The organism is Actinoplanes campanulatus, assembly GCF_014647795.1.
Classification (GTDB): Bacteria; Actinomycetota; Actinomycetes; order Mycobacteriales; family Micromonosporaceae; genus Actinoplanes; species Actinoplanes campanulatus.
This window is the reverse complement of the sequence record NZ_BMPW01000004.1, coordinates 410,117-429,993: the sequence shown is the minus strand read 5'-3', so window position 1 is coordinate 429,993 and position 19,877 is coordinate 410,117. Positions and strand designations below refer to the sequence as shown.

Here is a 19,877-nt window from a genome sequence, read left to right as displayed (position 1 = left end):
CGAGTGCCGGTCAGAAATCGTCGTCGAAGCTGACGGTTCCGGTCACGCCGACCTGGTATGCCGACACGCGCCGCTCGAAGAAGTTCGACAGCTCCTGCACGTCCTGCAGTTCCATGAACGCGAAGGGGTTCCTACTGCCGTACATCGGGTCGATGCCGAGCGCGGCGAGCCGCCGGTCGGCGACGTGCTGAAGGTATTCACGCATGTCCCCGAGCGACATCCCGGAGACGCCCTGCTCCAGCAGGTCCGCCGCGAACTGGACCTCGCATTCGACGGCCTCGGCCAGCATGTCGCGGACCTGCTGCTCCATCGTGGCGTCGAACAGGTCGGGTTCCTCGGCCCGTACCTGGTCGACGACGTCGAAGGCGAACGCCATGTGCATGCTCTCGTCGCGGAACACCCAGTTGGTGCCGGACGCCAGGCCCTGCAACACGCCGCGGGAGCGCAGGAAGTAGACGTACGCGAAGGCGCCGTAGAAGAACAGCCCTTCGATGCAGGCGGCGAAACAGATGACGTTGAGCAGGAAGGCCCGCCGGTGTTCTTTGGTCTCCAGTTTGCGCAGGTCGAAGACCGAGTCGATCCACTTGAAGCAGAACTCGGCCTTACGGGCGATCGACGGGATGTTCTCGACCGCGGCGAACGCCTCGAAACGCTCCTGCTCGTCGGGCACGTAGGTGTCGAGCAGGTTCAGGTAGAACTGGACGTGCACGGCCTCCTCGAACAACTGGCGCGACAGATAGAGCCGGCCCTCGGGCGAGTTGACGTGCTGATACAGATTGAGGACCAGGTTGTTGGCGACGATGGTGTCGCCGGTGGCGAAGAAGGCGACCAGCCGGGACACCAGGTGCTGTTCGGCGGGCGACAGTTTGGCCAGGTCGGCGAGGTCGGAGTGCAGGTCGACCTCCTCCACGGTCCAGGTGTTCTTGATGGCGTCCTTGAAGCGGTCGAAGAAGTGCGGGTACTTCATCGGCCGCAGGGTCAGGTCCATTCCGGGGTCGAGCAGCATTACTGGCAGGCCTCACACGATTCGGGATTTTCCAGGGAACAGGCCTCGGCCGGCGTGAGCGCCGGGATGAGCGAGACCGGGGCGGTGACAGCGGGCGCGACCGCGACGGTGGCCTGCTGGATGCGGGTCGCCGGGCGCGAGCGCAGGTAGTAGCTGGTCTTGAGACCGGCCTTCCACGCGTACAGGTACATCGAGGAGAGCTTGTTGATGGTCGGTGCGGCCATGAACAGGTTCAACGATTGCGACTGGTCGATGAACGGGGCCCGGGCCGCGGCGAGTTCGATCAGCGCCTTCTGCGGCAGTTCCCATGCGGTGCGGAACAGTTCCCGTACGTCGTCCGGCAGTTCGGCGATCGCCTGCACCGAACCTTCGGCGCGCTTGATCTGCTCGCGGATGGCGGCGGTCCACAGTCCGCGGGACTTGAGTTCCCGTACCAGATAGGTGTTGATCTGAAGGAACTCGCCGGACATGGTCTCGCGTTTGAACAGGTTGGACACCTGCGGCTCGATGCACTCGTAGGCGCCGGCGATGGACGCGATCGTCGCGGTGGGCGCGATCGCGATCAGCAGCGAGTTGCGCAGCCCGTGTGCGGCGATGGCCGATCGCAGCGCCTCCCACCGGCCGGTCTGCGTGACCTCGGCGCCCCACAGGTCCGGATGCAACTCGCCCTTGGCGGCCCGGGTCTCGGGGTACGCCGGATGCGGGCCGACCGCGGCGGCGAGTTCGGCCGACGTCTCCAGGGCGGTCAGGAAGATCTCCTCCTGGACGCGGGTCGACAGTTCCTTGGCCTCGGCCGAGTCGAACGGCAGCCGCAGGGTGAAGAACGCGTCCTGCAGGCCCATCAGCCCGAGCCCGACCGGCCGCCACCGCGGGTTCGACGCCGCGGCCTGCTGCGACGGGTAGTAGTTGATGTCGATGACCCGGTCCAGGTAGACGACCGCGGTCCGCACCGTCTCCCTCAACTTGACCCAGTCAACACCGTCAACGTTGACGTGTTGACCCAGGTTGATCGAGCCGAGGTTGCAGACAGCCGTCTCGTCGTCGTTGTTGACCTCGAGGATCTCGGTGCACAGGTTCGACAGGTGGATCACGTTGCCGGGCTCGCCCGTCTGGTTCGACAGCGCGTTCGAGCGGTCCTTGAACGTCATCCAGCCGTTGCCGGTCTGCGCCAGGGTGCGCATCATCCGGCCGTACAAATCGCGGGCTTTGACGGTTTTGACAGCCTTCTTCTCGGCCGCCTGGTAGGCCTCGGTGAATTCGTCACCGAACAGGTCCGGCAGTGACGGGGCGTCAGACGGGTCGATGAGCGACCATTCGCCGTCGGCCTCGACACGGCGCATGAACTCGTCCGGGATCCAGTTCGCCAGGTTCAGGTTGTGCGTGCGGCGGGACTCCTCACCGGTGTTGTCGCGCAGCTCCAGGAACTCCTCGATGTCCGGGTGCCACGGCTCCAGATAGACACATGCGGCGCCTTTACGGCGGCCGCCCTGATTGACCGCCGCCACCCCGGCGTCGAGCGTTTTCAGGAACGGGACGATGCCGTTCGACTTTCCATTCGTGCCACGGATCAGGGCGCCCCGGCCGCGGATGCGCGACCAGGCGATACCGATGCCGCCGGAGAACTTCGACAGCTTCGCGACCTGGTGGTAGCGCTCGTAGATCGAGTCCAGTTCGTCCTTCGGCGAGTCGACCAGGAAGCACGACGACATCTGGGTGTGCCGGGTTCCGGAGTTGAACAGTGTCGGTGAGCTGGGCAGATAGGCCAGACTCGACATCAGGCGGTAGAAGCCGATCGCCTCGCGGGCGTCTGTGGACAGCCCGCAGGCGACGCGCAGCAGCCAGTACTGCGGGGTCTCCACAACCAGGCGGGACTGCGGGTGGCGCAGCAGGTAGCGGTCGGCGACGGTGCGCAGACCGAAGTACTCGAACCGCAGGTCACCGGCGACGTCCACGGCGTCGTCGAGCTTGCGCGCGTTGCGGGCCACGAACGCCGCGGTCTCATCGCCGATCAGGCCGAGGCCGTGGGCGTAGCGGATCGACTGGCTGAAGCTGGCGACACCCTGACCGCGGACCTCCTTGTCGACGTACGCGGCGAGCAGCCGGGCGGCGAGTTTCGAGTACTGCGGTTCCTCGCCGATCAGCTCGGCCGCCGTCTGGATCGACAGCTTGTCCAGCTCAGCGGTGGTCGCGCCGTCGTACAGGCCGCTGATGGTCTTGGTCGCCACCCGCAGCGGGTCGACCTCGCCGAGATCGGCGACCCACAACTCGACCGCCTTGACGATCTTGTTGACGTCGACCGGCTCCAGATCGCCGTTTCGCTTGCGCACCTGCATCACATTGCGGCGCTGCTCCGGCACAAGTCCGGTAGCCGGCGGATCCTGCGTAGCTGCTGTCATGTCTCGTCCCCCTCATCACGCCGGCCCAGGTCTCGGGTGCGCAGGAGGACGCCGCCGCGGCCCACGAGGGGCCCGGCTGATGGCGTCGGCCGTCCCACGCGGCCTTCGACCGCCGCGCATCAACTGAGATGCACGGCGCGCTGGCAGGTCTTCGGACTCGTGGGCTTTGGGGTAAAGCCGCCTACTGGCCGTCGCTTCCCAGGCCCTGGCGGGCCCAGTGCTTCATGACGGCGGTCGTTCCCACTCACCGCTGCGGGGCAGTCCCGGTTTCACACCGGGTTCCCTGTTGCCTCGGACACACCCTGACAGGCGCGGCCGAACCAGCTGCGGGGAACACCATATATGGGCGGCATCGGAAAGTCACAGCCCCACATGGTGTGTCCAAACCGTCACTCTCACGGCGGCATCATGCGTACGGCACCGCCGCCGGCATTGGCCAGGATCGCCGGCAGCAGTCCGGGAAAACGCTGCTCCACCTCACGTGCGCGCAGCTCGCAGCACCGGAACCGGCCGGCCTGGCTCACCCGTACGAGACCGGCGGTGGTGAGAGTCCTCAGGTGATGGGAGAGGGTCTGACCGGTCACCGGCACGTCGAACGCGCCCCGCACCACTCCCCCGGCGGCGGCCAACTGCCGGACGACCTCCAGCCGGACCGGGTCGCCGAGGGCGTCGAGCACCCGGCCGAGGTCGACGTCACCGAGGTCGGGATGTGCCCAGCCCCGCGGCCGCCGTCTCTGCACGCCGTATCTCATCCCGTGACCCGCCCTCTCGCCGACCGTCCTTACCGGATGAGTCGCTTCGGCGCGGCGTTCGGTTCCCGGCTCGCCGGCGGCGTTCGAGGACCTGGACGTCTTCAGATCGGCCACGACGTCTTCCAGGAATCAGTGCTGCCTCATCTGCTGACCGCAGATCGGCTTGGCCGGCGGGCGCCATCGCGCTGAAGGTGGAGTCGGCATGCAGTGCCGAGCCGGAGGAGAACAGCCATGCATCCATTCACTGCCACGACGCCAGGCGGAACCGGGTCCGTCGACGACCAACTGTCCGTCCAACTGCTGCACCAGCGCATCATCGTGCTCGGCGCCGAGGTCGACGACCCGATCGCCAACCGGATCTGCGGGCAACTGCTGCTGTTGTCCGCGGAGAACCCGCTCAGCACCATCAACCTGTACATCAACTCGCCGGGCGGTTCGGTCACCGCCGGGCTGGCGATCTACGACACCATGCGGTTGATCCCCAACGACGTCAGCACGCTGGCCCTCGGGCTCGCCGGGAGCATGGGGCAATTCCTGCTCACCGCAGGCACCCCCGGCAAACGGTACGCGCTGCCGCACGCCCAGATCCTGATGCACCAGGGCTCGGCCGGGTTCGGCGGCACCGCGGCGGACGTGGAGATCTACGCCAATCAGCTGGAGCGGCTCGGCCACACGCTGCTGCGCCTGACCGCCGAGCACACCGGGCAGCCGATCGACACGGTCGAACGCGACAGCAGGCGGGATCGCTGGTTCACCGCCGAGGAGGCCCTCGAGTACGGCCTCATCGACCGGGTCCTCGACAGCGTCGACGACGTACGCCCCGAGACCACCCGCCAGCCGATGGGACTGAACGCATGAGCCACTACACCATCCCCACCGTCGTCGAGAAGACGCCGAACGGGGAACGCGCCTTCGACATCTACTCCCGGCTGCTGTCGGACCGGATCATCTTCCTCGGCACCGAGATCGACGACGGGGTCGCCAACGTCGTGATCGCCCAGTTGATCCATCTGGAATCGACCGGGGAACAGGAGATCGCCCTGTACATCAACTCCCCGGGCGGCTCCTTCAGCGCGCTGACCGCGATCTACGACACCATGCACTTCGTCCGGTGCGACATTGCCACCATCTGCGTCGGCCAGGCCGCGTCGGCGTCCGCGGCGCTGCTCGCTGCCGGCACACCGGGCAAGCGGTCGGTGCTGCGGCACGCGAAGGTGACCCTGCACCAGCCGTCCGGCCAGGCCCGCGGCACGCTGCCGGACCTGGCCGTGGAGGCCAAGGAGGTGGCCAAGGTCCGGGCCGAGATGGATCAGATCCTGGCCGAGCACACCGGTCACTCGATCGCCAGGATCCGGGAGGACACCGACCGCCGGATGACCTTGGCGGCCCCCGACGCCGTCGCCTACGGCCTCGCCGATCGGGTCATCACCCGGCGCGAACCGCGCGGCTACCGGCTCAACGCCGCCTGATCAGGCGGCCAGCAGGACGACATCGCCGGACCGGGAGCCGCGCGGCGCGTGTACCACGCGGCGCAGCCGGGCCGTCTCCAGCCGGAGAACCGGGGCGCGATGCGCCGTGAGGTCGCGCCCCACCTCGGCCAGCAGGTCGGCCAGCCCGATGCCCAGCGAATCGCAGACGGCGGCCACGATCTCCGAGCTCGCCTCCTTGCGGCCGCGCTCCACCTCGGACAGGTACTGCACCGAGACGCACGCGTCCCGGGCGACCTCGGCAAGGGTCCGCTCCTGCTCCAGCCGGCGGCGCCGCAGCACCTCACCGAGCAGGGTGCGCAACAGAGGCCGCGGTCGGTACGTCACGTCTGCCATGTGCCGACGGTAGTGAGCCGTCGCCGTGGCCGACACCCGATCGAGCCCGGTTCTGCCAGCAGCGTAGGAGCCTCCGTTCACCGCCTCCGATCATCCACCCGTAGGCTCCGGCGATGCGGAATGGATCCCGGCCGACGATGGCGCTTGTAGACGGGCCGTCAGGGATCCGCACCCGTCGGCCGCGCACAGGGCAACCCACCGCCCCAAACACGACGTGGGCGGTGGGTTCCTCGCGCCTCAGTTGGACCAGGTGTAACCGGCCAGGGCCTCACCCGGGCCGGCGAGGACGGCCACGATGGTAGCGAGCACGAATGTCGCGACGGTCAGGACCACAGTTCGCAGACGCACAATGATCTCCCCACATGAGGTGAACGTGCCTGTTCGAGCTGAGAGTACCGACTGTCGTCGACATAGGCGTCCCTCGCATGTGCATCCGATCTGCATCTGCGGTCACTACTGGCGGGCTACCCGGCAGAATCACGCGGGCTGGTGGTCAGGGCCGGGGCGGGAAGCGCAGGATGCGGTCGTCGGTGGCGGCCGGGGTGCCTCGGCCGTCTCGGTTGCTGGTGGTCACCCACAGGGCGCCGTCGGGGGCGCGCTCGACCGTGCGCAGCCGGCCATACTGGCCCTGGAGTAGTGCGGATGGGGTGCCGGCCCCGCCGGTGCCGTTCAGGGGTACCGACCACAGGCGCTGGCCGCGGAGGGCGGCGACGTACAGGGTCTGGCCGTCGATGGTGGCGCCGCTCGGGGAGGCCTGCGCGGTGCTCCACACCACGATCGGGTTGCGGAAGCGGGTGTCGTTGCTGTTGCCCTCGACCGTCGGCCAGCCGTAGTTGCCGCCGGCCACGATCAGGTTCACCTCGTCCCAGGTATTCTGACCGAACTCAGCGGCGTACAGCCGGCCTTGCGGGTCCCACGCCAGGCCTTGCGGGTTGCGGTGGCCAAGGCTGTAGACGAGGGAGTTCGGGAACGGGTTACCGGTCGTGGGTACGCCACCGTCGGGCCGCATCCGCAGGATCTTGCCGTTGCGGCTCTGCTGGTTCTGCGCGTTCGACGTAACGCCCGCGTCGCCGACCGTGGCGTACAGCATGCCGTCGGGCCCGAAGGCAATGCGGCCGCCGTCGTGGATGCTCGCCTTGGCCAGGCCACTGAGGATGACCTGTGGGGTGGCGGGCGCGTCCAGGCGGAACCGGGCGATCCGGTTGTCGGTGGCCGAGGTGAAGTAGACGTACACCAGGTTGTCCTGCTCGAAGGCCGGCGACACGGCCAGGCCGAGCAGGCCCGCCTCCCCGGTGGGGGAAACCCCGGCGATGGTGGTGACGGTGGCCGGGGCACTGCCCGGCCTCACCCGCAGGACGCGGGCGGTGTTGCGTTCGGTGACGAGCGCGCTGCCGTCGGGCAGGAAGTCGAGCCCCCATGGAACGGTCAGGCCACTGGCCACCACCTGAGGATTGTTCAGGTCGGGCTCCATGGCGGCGGCGGTGTGCGGGGCGGTCACCACCAGCACGGCTCCGAGGCCCAGCGCGATGATCGTACGGTGCATGAGCACCTCCCAATAGATCGACAAATGTCAATCTACGTCGCTTTCGGTGGGACCGCGAATCTTGGCGGTGGCAGCATCGGCCCGGCACCGACTTCTACCGACTCGCCCGCACCCGAACGAGCATGCCGACGCCAGGGCATGATTCGAGGCACTTATACCCTCAGCGGGCCGCATCGCAGGTCATCCGGGCCCGGATGACCTGCGGGTAGCCGAGGGTGCGGGAGTAGGGCAGGCCGGCGTCAGGCCTCGTGCCGGTATGTGGGATAGGTGAGGTAGCCCTGGTCGCCGCCCGCGTACCAGGTCGCTTGGTCGTCGTCGGCGAGCGGGAGATTCTGCCGCAGCCGTTCCACGAGGTCGGGGTTGGCGATGAAGGCGCGACCGAAGCTGATCAGGTCGGCGCCCAGCCCCAGCCACCGCTCCGCGGCCACTTCGTCCGCCTTTTTCGGGCCCATCGGGAACGCCGGGTTGACGATGAGGCTGCCGGGCCAGGCGCGGCGCAGCCCGACCAGTACCTCCTCGGCGGTGGTGAGTTCCAGGTGGACGTATGCCAGTCCGAGCGGTGCCAGTTCGGCGAGCAGCGCGGCGTACATCTCGGGCACGTCGGTCTCCGTGGCGCCCCAGATGCCGGCGCCCGGCGAGAGCCGGATCCCGGTACGGTGGCCGCCCACCGCCTCGACCGTCGCGGTCACCGCTTCGACGGCGAACCGGATCCGGTTCGTGATCGATCCGCCGTAGCGGTCGGTACGCAGGTTGGCCGAGCTGGAGAGGAACTGCGAGATCAGGTAGCCGTTCGCGCCGTGCAGCTCCACACCGTCGAAGCTGGCGTCGACCGCGTACCGGGCCGCGCCGGCGTAGGAACGTGCGTGTTCGGGCACCTCGGCGGTGTCCAGCGCTCGGGGCACCGGCGCGGGTTTGCGGCCGGTCGGCGTGAAGAGTTCGCCGGCTGCCGGGACGGCCGACGGGCCGACCGGCTGCATTCCGGTCGTCTCCGGGTGCGACACCCGGCCGCCGTGCATGAGCTGAGCGAAGACGCGCCCACCGTTGGTGTGCACCGCGTCGGTGACCTGCTGCCACGACTTGGCCTGCTCATCGGTGTGCAGGCCCGGGGTCCCGGGGTTCGACTGCCCCACGATGCTGGGCTGCACGCCCTCGGTCACGATGAGTCCCGCGGTGGCCCGCTGGGCGTAATAGGTCGCCATCGACGGAGTCGCCAGACCGCCCGTAGCGGCCCGGACCCGGGTCAGCGGGGCCATCACCACGCGGTTCGGCAGAACCATTTCGCCGAGTTGGTACCGGTCGAACAGGGTCGTCATCACGCACTGCCTTCCAGGAGCGTCGCGCCCGCCGACCGGACGCGCCGCTACGCTAAGACCTGACATTGACGTCAGATGCAAGGTGTGCGAAGCAGATCACAGCGAGGAGGCCAGCATGCGGATCGGTGATCTCGCGGCGAGAGCCGGGGTGAGCGTGCGTTCCCTGCGCTACTACGAGGAGCAGGGGCTGCTCGTCAGCACCCGCAGCCCGAGCGGGCAACGCCAGTACACCGACAAGGAGATCGGGCGGGTGCGGTTCATCCAGCGGCTGTACGGCGCCGGACTCTCCAGCCGCACGATCGCCGAGCTGCTGCCGTGCGTCGACTCGCCGACCGCCCAGAACGCCGACGCCGCCTGGACGCAGTTGCACCAGGAGCGGGACCGCATCACGCAACACATCGAGGAACTCACTCAGGCCCGCGACGCGCTCGACCAGCTGATCGTCATCAACCGGGAGCACCGGTCCCGGCTCGCTGCCCGATGAGGACTGGTGGCCTCCGGGCTAGACGCTGGGGCGTCGGGAGAGCGTCCGCGGATCATCCGCGCTGGATTCGAGTGGCTTGACCAGCGCCGGTGACGCCAAAACGTGGCGACAGATCCGGACGCGATCATCGGTTCGATGAGCAGCCGTGGACTGCGTCTATCCGGGCCGGATTTCTCAACGACGGCGCAGCGGCGACTTGTCGCCCACGAGCCAGAGATGCCCGTACGGATCGAAGAAGCCCCCTTGCCGGTGTGTCCCCCACGGCGCTTCATGGTCTCGTACCGGATCGTGGTAATCCGCCCCCGCAGCCGCGGCGCCGCCGGCGAACGAGTCCGGATCGTCCACGAAGACCTCGACTCGTACCGTCGTGGTGCCCAGCTCGACAGGGCTCTCCCAGCGGTTTCCTTCCGGCTGGGCCAGAAAGAACGGCGCCCCTCCTATCTCCAAGCCGATCACCGAGCCGAGGTTCCACAGCTCGGTGGCGCCGAGAGCGCGTTGATACCAGGCGGATGCCGCAGGAGCGTCCGGCACCGCGAGCATCAGAGAGATGGCGGTCACGAGCCGCACGATACGCGGCGGACGTCACCGCCCGCAGCCCTGCAGATAGCAACGGCAAGATCGAACGATTCCACCGCACCCTCGCCGACGGCTGGGCCTTCGCGAAGTTCTACTCCTCCGAGAAGGCCCGCCGCGCAGCCCTTGTGCGGAGTAGCGGTCTGGAAGTTGGTCCGCCGCCGCGACGCCGTGTACCCCACGAGGACCACCGCTACGGCGATCAGAGCGCCCCCTCCGCCATCTCTGTCGAGCCATCACTCCCGCCCCGTCGAGATTCGCGGCCCACAGGACCGTTCCGGTCGCCGCCTGCCAGAAAGAGCAGGGCATGACACGGCGGCACGCGACGCCGCCGGCGTTCCGGCCGGAGTCTAGGTCTGGGCGGTGTTCTCGTGCCAGAGGGGCCGAGCCGGGACGGTGTCGGCGTCGTCGAGCGCCACGCGGGCCGCGTCCAGGCGGGCTGCCAGGCCCGGGGCCCGCGTGCGCAGGGAGGTCAGGTCGGTGCGGGTCTCCAGCAGCTGCGACCACAGCACGGCACGACCCTGTTCCAGCAGCGTGACAGCCCGGGACGGCTGGGCCACCCGGATCGCGCACGCGGCCGCGTGAGGGCCCAGCTCGGCCCATTCAGAGAGCAGGCGTTCGCGGTCGGTGCGGGACACTCCCCGCCATCCGACCAGCGGAAGCATCCGGACAGACGTCTCGAAGCCCGCCAGGGCGCCGGCCCACTGACCGGTCGAGGCCGCGAGAACCCCCCAGCTGAACCCGGCGACGATCCGGGTCGGTGGCGACGTGGCCGGTTCCTCGGCGGCCCGGCGGCACAGCCGCAGGGCGGTCCGCGCGTCCGCAAGGTCCCTGGTCCGCTCGAACCGCATCCACCGTACGGCGGCGGCGGCGATCAGGTGGCGGGCGCGGTCGGGATGGCCGGTGGGCACGGCGTCGACCGCCGCCCGGGCGGCGGCCTCGGCCTCGTCGAGTACCTGTGCGGCCGCCCCGCGCTGCAGGTCGGCCAGCAGCACACCGACCAGGTTCGACAGGGCCCCGGCCCGGTCGGCGTGCCGGGGTGGAACGGCGCGGACGGCGGCACGCGCGGCGTTGATCGCCTCGTCGAGGTCGGCGGGGTGGCCGGTGTGCTGGTAGCGGGCTCGCAACGCGACGCCGAGATTTGTCAGGTACGCGGCCCGTGCCGGGTGCCCGGCCGGTGCGGTCGTGGCCGCGGCATGGGCCGCCGTGATCGCCTCGTCCAGGTCGGCGGGCCGGCCGCACAGCCGGAACCGGTCACTGAGGATGTTGGCCAGGGTGGACTGGCAGACGCCGTGGGCACTGTGACCGGCCGGGGTCGCGCGGACCGCCGCTCGGGCCGCGGTCACCGCCTCGTCCAGGTCGGTCGCCGCACCCGCCCGCCGGTACCGGGTCCAGAGGGCCGTACTGAGATTGGACAGGTATTTGCCGCGGCTGGTGTGGCCGTCCGGTGTGCCGCGAACGGCGGCCCTGACCGCGGTGACCGCCTCGTCGAGATCCTCGGGGTTCCCGGTCCGCCGGTAGCGGGTGTGCAAGGTGTCGCCCAGGTTGGACAGGTAGCCGGGCCGTTCCGGATCGACCGGGACGGCGCGCGCCACGGCGGCCCGCGCGGCGGCGACGGCCTCCTCCAGGTCGGCCGCCCGGCTGCCGGTGTGCCGTGCCCTGGTCAGCAGCGCCGACGCGAGGTTGGACAGGTGACCAGGTGCGGCGGACCGGTCGGCGGCGGGTGTGGCCTCGACGGCCGCCCGGTACAGCGTCACCGCCTCGTCCAGATCGCCAACAGCGCCCAGCCGTTCGAACCGCGCCGTCAACGCGGTACCGAGATTGATCAGGCGGGCGGTTCGGTCGGAGTGGCCCGGCGGTAGGAGGGCGAGCGCGGCCCGGCCCACCGCGACCGCCTCCTGCAGGTCCTTCATCTGTCCCAACCGCTGGAACCGGCCCCACAACGCGATGCCGAGATTGGCCTGGTTTCGTCCGCGGTCGGGATGGCCGGGTGGGGCCAGCACGACCGCCTCACGGCCGACCTCGACCGCCTCCTGCAGGGCCGGCAGGTCACCGGTCAGCTGGAAGTAGGCGTGCAGGTCGACGCTCAGGTTGTTCGCCATCGCCGGCCGCAGCCGGTGGCCGGTGGGAGCGGCGCGCAGGGCGGCCCGGATCATCGTGATCGACTCGGCCAGGTCCGCGAGGTCACCGGTGTGCGCGAAGCGGGTCTCCAGCAACCCGCCGAGGTTGCCCAGAACCGCGGAGGTGGCCAGGGCGGTGCCGGCAGCGGCCCGGCCGGCTGCCACCGCGTCGTCCAGGTCGGCCGGGTCGCCGGTACGCTCGAACCGCGTGTGCAGACCGATACCGAGGTCGCTCAGACGCCTTGCCCACTCACGTCCGCCTGGCGCGGCCGCCGCGACGGCCGCACGGTCCGCGCGTACCTCCTCGTCCTCGCCGCCGCTGCGGGAGAACAGCAGCAACGCGGTCCGCAGATCGTCGGGCGCGTGTGCGCCGGTGGGTCGGGCCAGGTAGCGGCACCAGTGGAGACGGGCGAGAGCGGTGGCCATCGCCGGTGGCAGCACGCCGCCGGCCACGGCGTCGAAGCAGCGGTCCTCATCGACACCGGCCTCGTCGGCGAAGATCGCGGTGGGGTCGCCGCGGCGCGCGTAGTGGGCCGTCCGCCGTTCAACGGCGTCCAGCACCGGGCGGAGACTCGCATCTGCTGTCACGGGGAGCCTCGCTTCACGCCGAGGACTTCGGTCCACCCGCTTCTGACGGACAGGATGCGGGTGGTGGGGCGAGCAGGCCGTGGATCGCGGCATGGAAGTCACCCAACGTGTGGAACTGGCCGACGAGATTCAGGTAGCGGCGAAACGCTCGACTGCAGTGGCCGGCCAGCTGATCGACCTGTCGGGTCTCATCGGCGCCTTGACGCTGAGATGACTCCGGACGCCTGGCACCGCTCTCGCGGACCACCGCCATGTCGACGAAGATCTCAGCGGGCTTCAGGAGTGCGGCCAGTGCAGCACGGTCACTCCGGTTGAGGGCCGCGGCCACGGTGTCTCGCCTGCCTGAACGGTGCAGGGCGAACACCGTGAGCCCGGAGGCGTTGTCGGCCCCGGTCACCCGGTAGATGTCAACCGGCTATCGGTGCGCCGGATAGATGTCCGGCCGGCGAGGCCTCGATCAGAAGCCGGTGGGCTGGTCGCGGCAGCGGAAGCTGTAGAGCACTTCGGGGCTGGCCTCGATACTGTCGAGGGTTTGGTGTCGGCGTGCAGGATTCCGCGGCGCCGGAGCTCGCCAGCATGAGGGCTGCAATCTAGAAGAGAATTCATCAGCCTCGATCCGCATGTCTCCGGAACTGCTGATCAGGCGGCGATGAGCATAGGTGCTGTGGCCCGTCGATCATCCGCGCGGATGATCCGGCGGGTCATCAGGGTGATGTTTGCCCACGTGATATGGGCTTCGGGGTGTTCAGGCAGGCGTTCGTAGTCGCGGGCGTTGCGACGGGCGCGCATCAGCCAGGACTGCGAGCGTTCGACGATCCACCGGCGGGTTCTGTGGAATCTAATTTGTCAAGTCTGTCCGGCTATGACGGACCAGCCTTCACGAAGGGTGGAGATCATCGCCGACATCCGCCGGGGGTGAGAGCCGGGGATCGCGCCCTGTACCACGCGGCGTAGCCGACCCTGACGCCCCTTCCGGGCAGCGCCCGCCAAGCGCAACACATTATCGGCGGCAAATGAGGTCAACACCCCGCATTAAGAAACGAAGAGTGTCTCTTGCTGTGGCGGGTCCAGTACGGCACGCAGGTCGACGATGGTCCGGCGCCATTTGCTGCCGTCGGGGCTCGCGTTCCAGGCATCAGCAAGCCATGTCGGCTTTGCAATGAGGCCGTCCAAGGCCTTGATGGCGAGGTCGCGGAGGTACGCAGGGAACTGTGGCATGGGTGTATGCGGGCCGTAGCCTGAGTCGACGGGGACACCGCCTGGGCATTGGGCCGCGATCAGCGCTGCAGCGGCGACGGCGCGCGGGGCGTCGGAGAGCCGAGAGTCGTCGTCGGCGGGGTCGGCGACGCGTTCGAGGACTGCGCCGATCATCTCTATGCGGACGTGTGCCAGCGCGTCGTCAAGAGCATCGGCGAAGTCTGCGGCGTCGTCGTTGTCGAACGGCCCGACATCCCAGGTGCCCATTGGTCGCTGACCTCCGCATCGACGGAGTGATCGTCGCACAACGGCTGGCCCGAGGCGGTTCGGCACCGCCCGCAGAACCCGGATGGCGACATCACACGCCTTCTCGGCGGCATGAGAGGTGATTGCTGCGGGCCGATTGGAAGGTCGCTACGCTGTGCGCTTGGACGAAGTCGAGGCCGGTCCACACGCCGCTGCCCCATGGCATACCGTTTCGCAGTGATCGATACCTCGACTGAGTTCTGGGACCCGCCGCCGTCCCGGCCCAGCCTCGCGCCGGCACGGATCGGCGCGTCCCTCTCATCCGCGATGATCCTCGCGCTCGTCGCCGCGGGCGGTGTGGTCGCTTACGCATGGAACGACGAACGCTACCGTGAGACAGCCGACGCTTGTTCCCGTCTCGACCTCTCGGCCGTCGCTACCCGCATCGGCGATCCCGCGCTGCGACCGCAGCCGTCGGCCAACCCCGGCGCCTGCGCCTACGTCGTTGAGAATGAGGACGGCTCCTGGGGAAGCTACGGCACCGTGCAGTTCACGTACGGCGCGAACGCGGCCGTCACGTGGATCGGGTGGCGATACAACGAAACCGAAGGAAACCTACGGGACGTCGCGAATCTGGGACGATCCGCGCGCCTCGCCTCGCAAGCGAGGAATCTCGAGGGGAACGCGGTCTGCTTTGTGTACCTGGACGTGCTCGACTCAAACCTGAGGCTCAGCACCAGCCTCGGCGCCGACGCCGACCTGCCGTCGCGCCCCTGCGACGACCTGGAGGCGCTCAGCGACGCCCTGGTCGAGAGCACCCGAACGTCGCTGGCCCGCCTCGCCGAGAATCCGTGACCGCGGCTCACGGCTCAGCTTGCCGTTCAACCTCCGTCACGGGTCGGGTCGCCCCGCTGTACCACCGAGGGCAACTACGGTGAGTGTTGGTGACCGTGCCTGTGAGGGTGGCGCCGAACCGGCCCGCACCTTGTATGCGGCTACAGAACAGTGCGTCCCGGGATGTCGCTCGCTTGGCATGTACGGCGTTGGCTAACCTCTCCTCGCGCGCCGGGTGAAAGCAGATGGGAAAGTGCGCCATGCCGACGTTGCACGCTGTTGCCAGAACCGGATGCCTATGGGCAGCCGCGGAACAGACTCTTGGGATCATGGGTAGCGTGGCAGGCTTCAGTTATAAGACGTCGTGGCTGGCTGTCCGAGGCCGGGCCCCTGGCGAGGTCGCCGACGCACTTGGTTTGCACGACCGTGAACTCCTCGACTGGGGCACCGGCACCGACCGGGCCTACCAGCACGGCGTCTACGTAGCCGCGCCGGTGCCAGGCTGGACGCTCGCCCACGGCCGGCTGCATGTACCAACGGGTTTCGATGCGACGGAGCCGCCCTTCCCTGACTGGCTTAGAATGCTGAGTCGGCAGCTGGGCGAGGTGCAGTTCTTCGCCAATGAACGGGTTCCGGACTATCACGCTTGGGCGCGGGCCGTAGACGGTGAGCTGTTGCGCGCCTACTGCTTCATCGGCGAGCGAGGCGAGGTGCCGCTGTTCGTCGGCGCCCCGACAGCCGACGAGATCGAATTGGGCATCGGCATTCGCGGTGCAGAGCCCGGGTGGGAACAGTGGTCGGATGATGAGTGGACAGCCTGGTACGAAACAACGCCGTCCGAAACCGACGTTATGGCAATGGCCAGTCGCTGGAGCATCGACCCGAGCGCGATCGACGACGACACCGTGACAGCACTCGGCATCTACGGGCAACCGCCATCGGTCTCTGACTCGTCTAGCAATGACAATCGGGGTTGAATGCCTCCATCCGCTCTTACGCACTCTCATCGGCATGACAATGACTCCACCCGTCGACAGCCCTTCCCCACGGCAAGGGGCAGCCCGGCCGCGCTGGCGACGCAGTCCGGTGAGGACCGGGGGCTCGCGATGTCAGTCGTCGAGTTCGGCTCGGCGGATCGTCTCCTCGGCGACGGCCTCGATGACCGGTGTGGGGTCGTCGCCCGCTACGGACTCCTGCAGGCGGATCACGATCGTGCGGTGGATCTCCACGGCCGGTGGGCGGGGGCGGCGTGAGCGGAGGTCGACGGCGATGGTCCAGGCCAGGCCGGCGGCGCTGACGATCAGGCCGCCGATGGCGATCGGGTCCGCGTACTGGTTCGGGTCGTCGCGTGGCAGCAGGGCCAGCTCCACGTCGACGGCTGCGTCAAGGCGTTTGCCCGCGGCTCTGGCGATGTCCCGTTCCGGTGCGCTCATGCCGTACCCCTCTCATGGTTCTTGGCTTGTGTCAGCAGGTCCCAGATCTCGGCGGGCGGATCGGCTCCGGTCACTTCGCGCCATGCGGCCGTCAGGTCCCGGCGGCCGGCCAGGACCGCATAGCGGAGTAGACCGGCCGGCAGGATCCCGGAGGCGGGATCGGGGAAGGGACCGAAAAGGCTCACCGCGCGGATCAGGTGCCGCAACGCCTCGCCGATCTCGCCGCGCTCCTCGGCGATGGTGCCGAGCGCGCCGTGAGTCATCGCGATCGCGTAGCGGTCGCCGAACTCCTGGAAGATCGTCATCGCCCGGCCCATCCACTGCTCGGCCTCGTCGAGGCGGTCGTGCAGCAGCGCCACGTTGCCGAGACCCTGGTAGGCGCGCGCCTGGGACGGCTGGTCGCTGGTTCGTTCGGCCAGGTCGAGGACCCGCTGGTAGTGCTGCTCGGCCACGTCGACCCGGTCCCGTTGCAGGGCCAGGTGACCGAGTTGCAGGCAGTTCCCCACCGCCCGGGAATGATGGCCGCCGTCAGTGTTGGCCGCCAGCGCGCGCAGGTAACGGCTCTCCGCCTCGTCGTAGCGGCCCTGCCGCTGGGCAAGGGCGCCGGCCTCGTGCCAGGTGACCGCGCCCCCGCCGAGGTCGATCGCCTTCCGATAGCATTCCTCGGCCTCGTCGTAGCGGCCCTGATCGACACGGATCATGCCCATCGTGTGGTAGGCCGTGGCCAGTGCGTCCGGGACACCCAGTTTCTCGAACGCATCCAGTGAACGAGCGCCCAGACGGGCCGCGTCGTCGAGACGGCCCTGCTGGCGGGCCAGGCCGGCGAGGTGACACTCGGCCATCGCGGTGGTGAGCGGGTCGGCGGGGCCGGTGGTGTTGGCCTCGTGACGTTCCCGGGCGGCGGTGATGTCGGCGGGGGCGGCCGGGTGGTCGGTGTCGTGCTGGTCGACAAGGACGGCCACCATGCGGCGGGTCGGGGCGAGACCGGGCAGCGGCTCCGGCTCGGCGGCGATCAGGGCGTGCACCCGGTGGGCCAGGGCGCGGACCTTGCCCACCATCCCGGATGCCGAGTAGAAGCCGAGAAGTGGCTCGCCGATCGCCAGGACATGCAGCCACAGGCCGTGTTCGGCGGCGTACACGAGCATCTCGTCGAGGTCCCGGTGCTGTTCGGCGAGGAGTTCCCGGACGAAGGCGGCGTCCCCGCCGCGGTTCTCACCGATCATCCACTCGGCGTAGCGGGCCACCGAGTTGAGCATGCTGCGGCGGCAGGCCTCACGGTCCGGCGCCGGCCATGCGGCGGCGAGATGGCCGGGCAGTGCGGGGTGCACCGCGTACAGGTCGCCGCTGAGGAAGGAGACCAGGCCGGCCCGGGCGGCCTGGTCCATGATCCAGGCCCATCGCCACCCCGACACCTTGGCGTACGGGGATGGCGTCTCGGCGAGGTTGGAGAAGGTGCGCAGCACCGCGACGTCGGCTGTCCGCGGCTGGAGGCCGAGAATGGTGAGCAGCCGCTGGCCGACGGCGGACAGTGTGGCGCAGCCGGTGGCGACGTCTGCGGCCAGCTCCGGCGGGGGCGGCCCGCCACGGAGCCGGGCCAGCAGCTCGCCGGCGGGTGTGGCGGCGGTCTGCGGGAGCAGCACCCGCATGCTGTGCGGGTGCCCGTCGAGTTCGTCGACGAGTGCCAGAGTCTGTGGTGTGTCCCAGCCGGAGCCGCCGAGCAGCCGGGTGGCGAGTTCGATCCGCTCGGCCGGGTCGAGGCCACCCACACGCATGCCCGGCAGGGTCCCGGTGAGCGTCTCGGGGAAGGTCCAGCCGGTGACGATCAACCATCCGCCGTGTTCGCGGGCGGCCCGGGCCAGCCGCCGGACCTCGCCGTCGCCGGTCCGGAAACCGTCCCAGATCACCAGGCGGCCGGCGATCACCGGCCACTCGCCACGGGCGTGCCACACGACCGGGTCCGGGTGGGTGGAGCCGCCGGTGTTCACCCACCAGCGGGCGTACGCCCGGACCAGCGCGCTCTTGCCGATCCCGCGTATCCCGTGCAACAGGACCGCCCGGTCACGGTGCAACGCCGACTCGATGGCCTGAAAGAGCGCGTCGCGCCCGACGAAGTCGTCCCCCGGCCCGTCCGGAGCCGGCCGGTAGCCGAGTGAGCAGCGGAAACGAACATCGTGGCGGGCGTAGTGCACCGGGACCAGCCAGTCGGCCAGCGGCATCGGGCCCGCCGGTGTCGGCCGGGTCGGATGGTCGCGCAGCCGTTCACGGCCGGCCCGCATGGCCGCGCTGATCAGATCTCCGGCCGCGATCCGGGCGTAGAAGGCCGTCATGAACTCGGCGGCCGCCACGGCGTACACCGCATAGGCCATCGCGACGACCGACATGACGCCGTCACGAAGCAGCCGGGTCGCGACGGTGGCCTCCAACTCGCCGTCGACCGCCCCGGAGTGGCAGGCGTTGAGCACCACGACCGGAACTCCGGCGTCGGCCAGGATCCGGCCGACGGCCTCGGTGGGCACCCGGTCCGGGCCGCCGGTGCTCTTCTCGAACAGCAGCAGTCCCGGTGACCGGCCGGGCACCGGCCGAACACCGTGCCCGTCGAAGTGGACGATCTGAAACGGCCGGCCGCTGTCGCGGGCCGCGGCGAGGACCTCGGCCAGCCGTTGCAGGGTGGGCGGGCGCAGCACCACGAGGTCCACACCGGCCGCGACGGAGGCGAGCCGGTCCAGCAGCGGCCGGGCGACCATCCGGTAGTCGACGTCGGCGGCGCCGGCCGGGCGGGAGATCACCATGAGGACCCGCAACCGGGCCACCGGGACATCGTGGACACCGAGAGGGCCAAAACCGGGCAGGGTACGGGTGAGCGTGCCCCCGTCACACACGAGCGGGACGTCGCGTCCGGGTTCGTGCATGAGCTCCCACGGCATGCCGAGCGCCCGCGGATCACCCGACCGGAGGACGAGATCGCACGTCCGCCGGTCGCCGCGGGTGCCCGGCAGACCGTGCGGCAGGAGTGTCTCGAACAGTCGCTCGCCCCAGCCCGCGAGCGCCGACCCGACCCGTTCGCCGCGGTCGGCGTAGACCGCATAGGGCCTGCTCAGATACTCCTCCAGATACCACCGCAACTCGCCGGGCACGTCGTCGCCGAGCGGCCGCGCCACACCGTCGAGGTTCACGACGATCCGCTGCGCCAACGCACCTCCCGCGTAGACGTTCGAGGGTAGCGGGCCCGTACGACGCGAAGCCGGTCAGATGGTGCGCCGTCGCCGGCTCATGCGGATCTGCTGGCGGTGTCCCCCGCCGCCGGGGATCTGGGCCCCGAGGTGCTCCCCGGCCAGTCGCAGTGACGTTGCATGGCCGATCGGGCGCGTGTTCAGCCGAACCGGTTTGCGGCGACCCGGAGTAGTTGCCGCAGCAGCGCGCTCAGTGTCGCGGTCGAGATCGTTGCGCTCAGCAGTGTGGGCCAGGCACGCCAAAGGCGTTGGACATGTGCCAGCCAGGCGAGGGCGGCGAGCGGAAGAACGACTTGGATCAGCGAGGCTGCCAGGAAGCCGTTTGGTACGAATCCACCG

Annotated in this window: 17 protein-coding genes and 1 riboswitch; of the genes, 5 read left to right on the top strand and 12 right to left on the bottom strand. The window is 69.4% G+C overall.

Translation table 11 applies throughout. The features are described 5' to 3' along the window. Nucleotides 1–10 precede the first annotated feature (10 nt). The 3 genes from IEZ13_RS10670 to IEZ13_RS10660 all read right to left on the bottom strand — a co-directional run bounded on the left by IEZ13_RS10670 (nucleotide 11) and on the right by IEZ13_RS10660 (nucleotide 4,142). Nucleotides 11–1,006, bottom strand: a complete 996-nt coding sequence (locus IEZ13_RS10670; RefSeq protein WP_183220745.1) for a ribonucleotide-diphosphate reductase subunit beta — start codon at nucleotides 1,004–1,006, stop codon at nucleotides 11–13. After that, the gene (locus tag IEZ13_RS10665; RefSeq protein WP_183220744.1) at nucleotides 1,006–3,402 is read right to left on the bottom strand and encodes a ribonucleoside-diphosphate reductase subunit alpha; all 2,397 of its coding nucleotides are present in this window, start codon (nucleotides 3,400–3,402) and stop codon (nucleotides 1,006–1,008) included. Before IEZ13_RS10665 ends, IEZ13_RS10670 begins: the two co-directional genes overlap by 1 nt. A 125-nt stretch (nucleotides 3,403–3,527) precedes the next feature. Further along, nucleotides 3,528–3,742, bottom strand: a riboswitch (cobalamin riboswitch). A gap of 55 nt (nucleotides 3,743–3,797) precedes the next feature. Further along, on the bottom strand, nucleotides 3,798–4,142 hold the full coding sequence (locus tag IEZ13_RS10660) for an ArsR/SmtB family transcription factor (RefSeq protein ID WP_229794601.1): 345 nt from the start codon (nucleotides 4,140–4,142) through the stop codon (nucleotides 3,798–3,800). A gap of 243 nt (nucleotides 4,143–4,385) precedes the next feature. On the opposite strand from IEZ13_RS10660, the gene IEZ13_RS10655 reads away from it, so the two are divergent. Together IEZ13_RS10655 and IEZ13_RS10650 are read left to right on the top strand one after the other, a co-directional pair. Continuing rightward, a complete protein-coding gene (locus IEZ13_RS10655) occupies nucleotides 4,386–5,012 on the top strand; it encodes a ClpP family protease (RefSeq protein WP_183220742.1) in 627 nt (208 codons plus the stop codon). After that, nucleotides 5,009–5,623 (top strand): ClpP family protease, encoded by a 615-nt coding sequence (locus IEZ13_RS10650; RefSeq protein ID WP_183220740.1) that lies wholly within the window; start codon nucleotides 5,009–5,011, stop codon nucleotides 5,621–5,623. The genes IEZ13_RS10655 and IEZ13_RS10650 overlap by 4 nt, the downstream gene beginning before the upstream one ends. On the opposite strand, the gene IEZ13_RS10645 is transcribed toward IEZ13_RS10650, so the two are convergent. The 3 genes from IEZ13_RS10645 to IEZ13_RS10635 all read right to left on the bottom strand — a co-directional run bounded on the left by IEZ13_RS10645 (nucleotide 5,624) and on the right by IEZ13_RS10635 (nucleotide 8,833). Next, complete coding sequence (locus IEZ13_RS10645; protein WP_183220738.1) at nucleotides 5,624–5,977, bottom strand: helix-turn-helix domain-containing protein; 354 nt, start codon at nucleotides 5,975–5,977, stop codon at nucleotides 5,624–5,626. 493 nt (nucleotides 5,978–6,470) lie between these two features. Next, entirely contained in the window at nucleotides 6,471–7,520 is a 1,050-nt protein-coding gene (locus IEZ13_RS10640) for a PQQ-dependent sugar dehydrogenase (RefSeq protein WP_183220736.1), read from the bottom strand. A 239-nt stretch (nucleotides 7,521–7,759) separates the two neighbouring features. Continuing rightward, complete coding sequence (locus IEZ13_RS10635) at nucleotides 7,760–8,833, bottom strand: alkene reductase (RefSeq protein ID WP_183220734.1); 1,074 nt, start codon at nucleotides 8,831–8,833, stop codon at nucleotides 7,760–7,762. A gap of 115 nt (nucleotides 8,834–8,948) precedes the next feature. On the opposite strand from IEZ13_RS10635, the gene IEZ13_RS10630 reads away from it, so the two are divergent. Continuing rightward, nucleotides 8,949–9,317: a MerR family transcriptional regulator gene (locus IEZ13_RS10630; protein ID WP_183220732.1), complete on the top strand. Its 369-nt coding sequence runs from the start codon at nucleotides 8,949–8,951 to the stop codon at nucleotides 9,315–9,317. Nucleotides 9,318–9,491: 174 nt separating this feature from the next. On the opposite strand, the gene IEZ13_RS10625 is transcribed toward IEZ13_RS10630, so the two are convergent. The 4 genes from IEZ13_RS10625 to IEZ13_RS10605 form a co-directional block, all read right to left on the bottom strand. Beyond that, nucleotides 9,492–9,875 (bottom strand): VOC family protein, encoded by a 384-nt coding sequence (locus IEZ13_RS10625; protein ID WP_221245503.1) that lies wholly within the window; start codon nucleotides 9,873–9,875, stop codon nucleotides 9,492–9,494. 365 nt (nucleotides 9,876–10,240) lie between these two features. Next, nucleotides 10,241–12,571 (bottom strand): tetratricopeptide repeat protein, encoded by a 2,331-nt coding sequence (locus IEZ13_RS10620; protein WP_183220728.1) that lies wholly within the window; start codon nucleotides 12,569–12,571, stop codon nucleotides 10,241–10,243. 40 nt (nucleotides 12,572–12,611) lie between these two features. Further along, complete coding sequence (locus tag IEZ13_RS10615; protein ID WP_183220726.1) at nucleotides 12,612–12,995, bottom strand: hypothetical protein; 384 nt, start codon at nucleotides 12,993–12,995, stop codon at nucleotides 12,612–12,614. A gap of 635 nt (nucleotides 12,996–13,630) precedes the next feature. Beyond that, nucleotides 13,631–14,062: a DUF4259 domain-containing protein gene (locus tag IEZ13_RS10605; RefSeq protein WP_183220725.1), complete on the bottom strand. Its 432-nt coding sequence runs from the start codon at nucleotides 14,060–14,062 to the stop codon at nucleotides 13,631–13,633. Nucleotides 14,063–14,278: 216 nt separating this feature from the next. Between IEZ13_RS10605 and IEZ13_RS10600 the strand changes: the two genes are divergently transcribed. Both IEZ13_RS10600 and IEZ13_RS10595 read left to right on the top strand, forming a co-directional pair. Further along, nucleotides 14,279–14,896 carry a hypothetical protein gene (locus IEZ13_RS10600; protein WP_183220723.1) on the top strand — a complete coding sequence of 206 codons (618 nt, stop codon included), beginning with the start codon at nucleotides 14,279–14,281 and terminating at the stop codon, nucleotides 14,894–14,896. Between the two features lie 317 nt (nucleotides 14,897–15,213). Next, on the top strand, nucleotides 15,214–15,852 hold the full coding sequence (locus IEZ13_RS10595) for a hypothetical protein (protein WP_203833764.1): 639 nt from the start codon (nucleotides 15,214–15,216) through the stop codon (nucleotides 15,850–15,852). Nucleotides 15,853–15,984: 132 nt separating this feature from the next. Here IEZ13_RS10595 and IEZ13_RS10590 read toward each other — a convergent pair whose 3' ends face one another. After that, nucleotides 15,985–16,308 carry a hypothetical protein gene (locus IEZ13_RS10590; RefSeq protein WP_183220719.1) on the bottom strand — a complete coding sequence of 108 codons (324 nt, stop codon included), beginning with the start codon at nucleotides 16,306–16,308 and terminating at the stop codon, nucleotides 15,985–15,987. Continuing rightward, nucleotides 16,305–19,499 (bottom strand): tetratricopeptide repeat protein, encoded by a 3,195-nt coding sequence (locus IEZ13_RS47455; protein ID WP_183220717.1) that lies wholly within the window; start codon nucleotides 19,497–19,499, stop codon nucleotides 16,305–16,307. The genes IEZ13_RS10590 and IEZ13_RS47455 overlap by 4 nt, the downstream gene beginning before the upstream one ends. Between the last annotated feature and the right edge of the window lie 378 nt (nucleotides 19,500–19,877).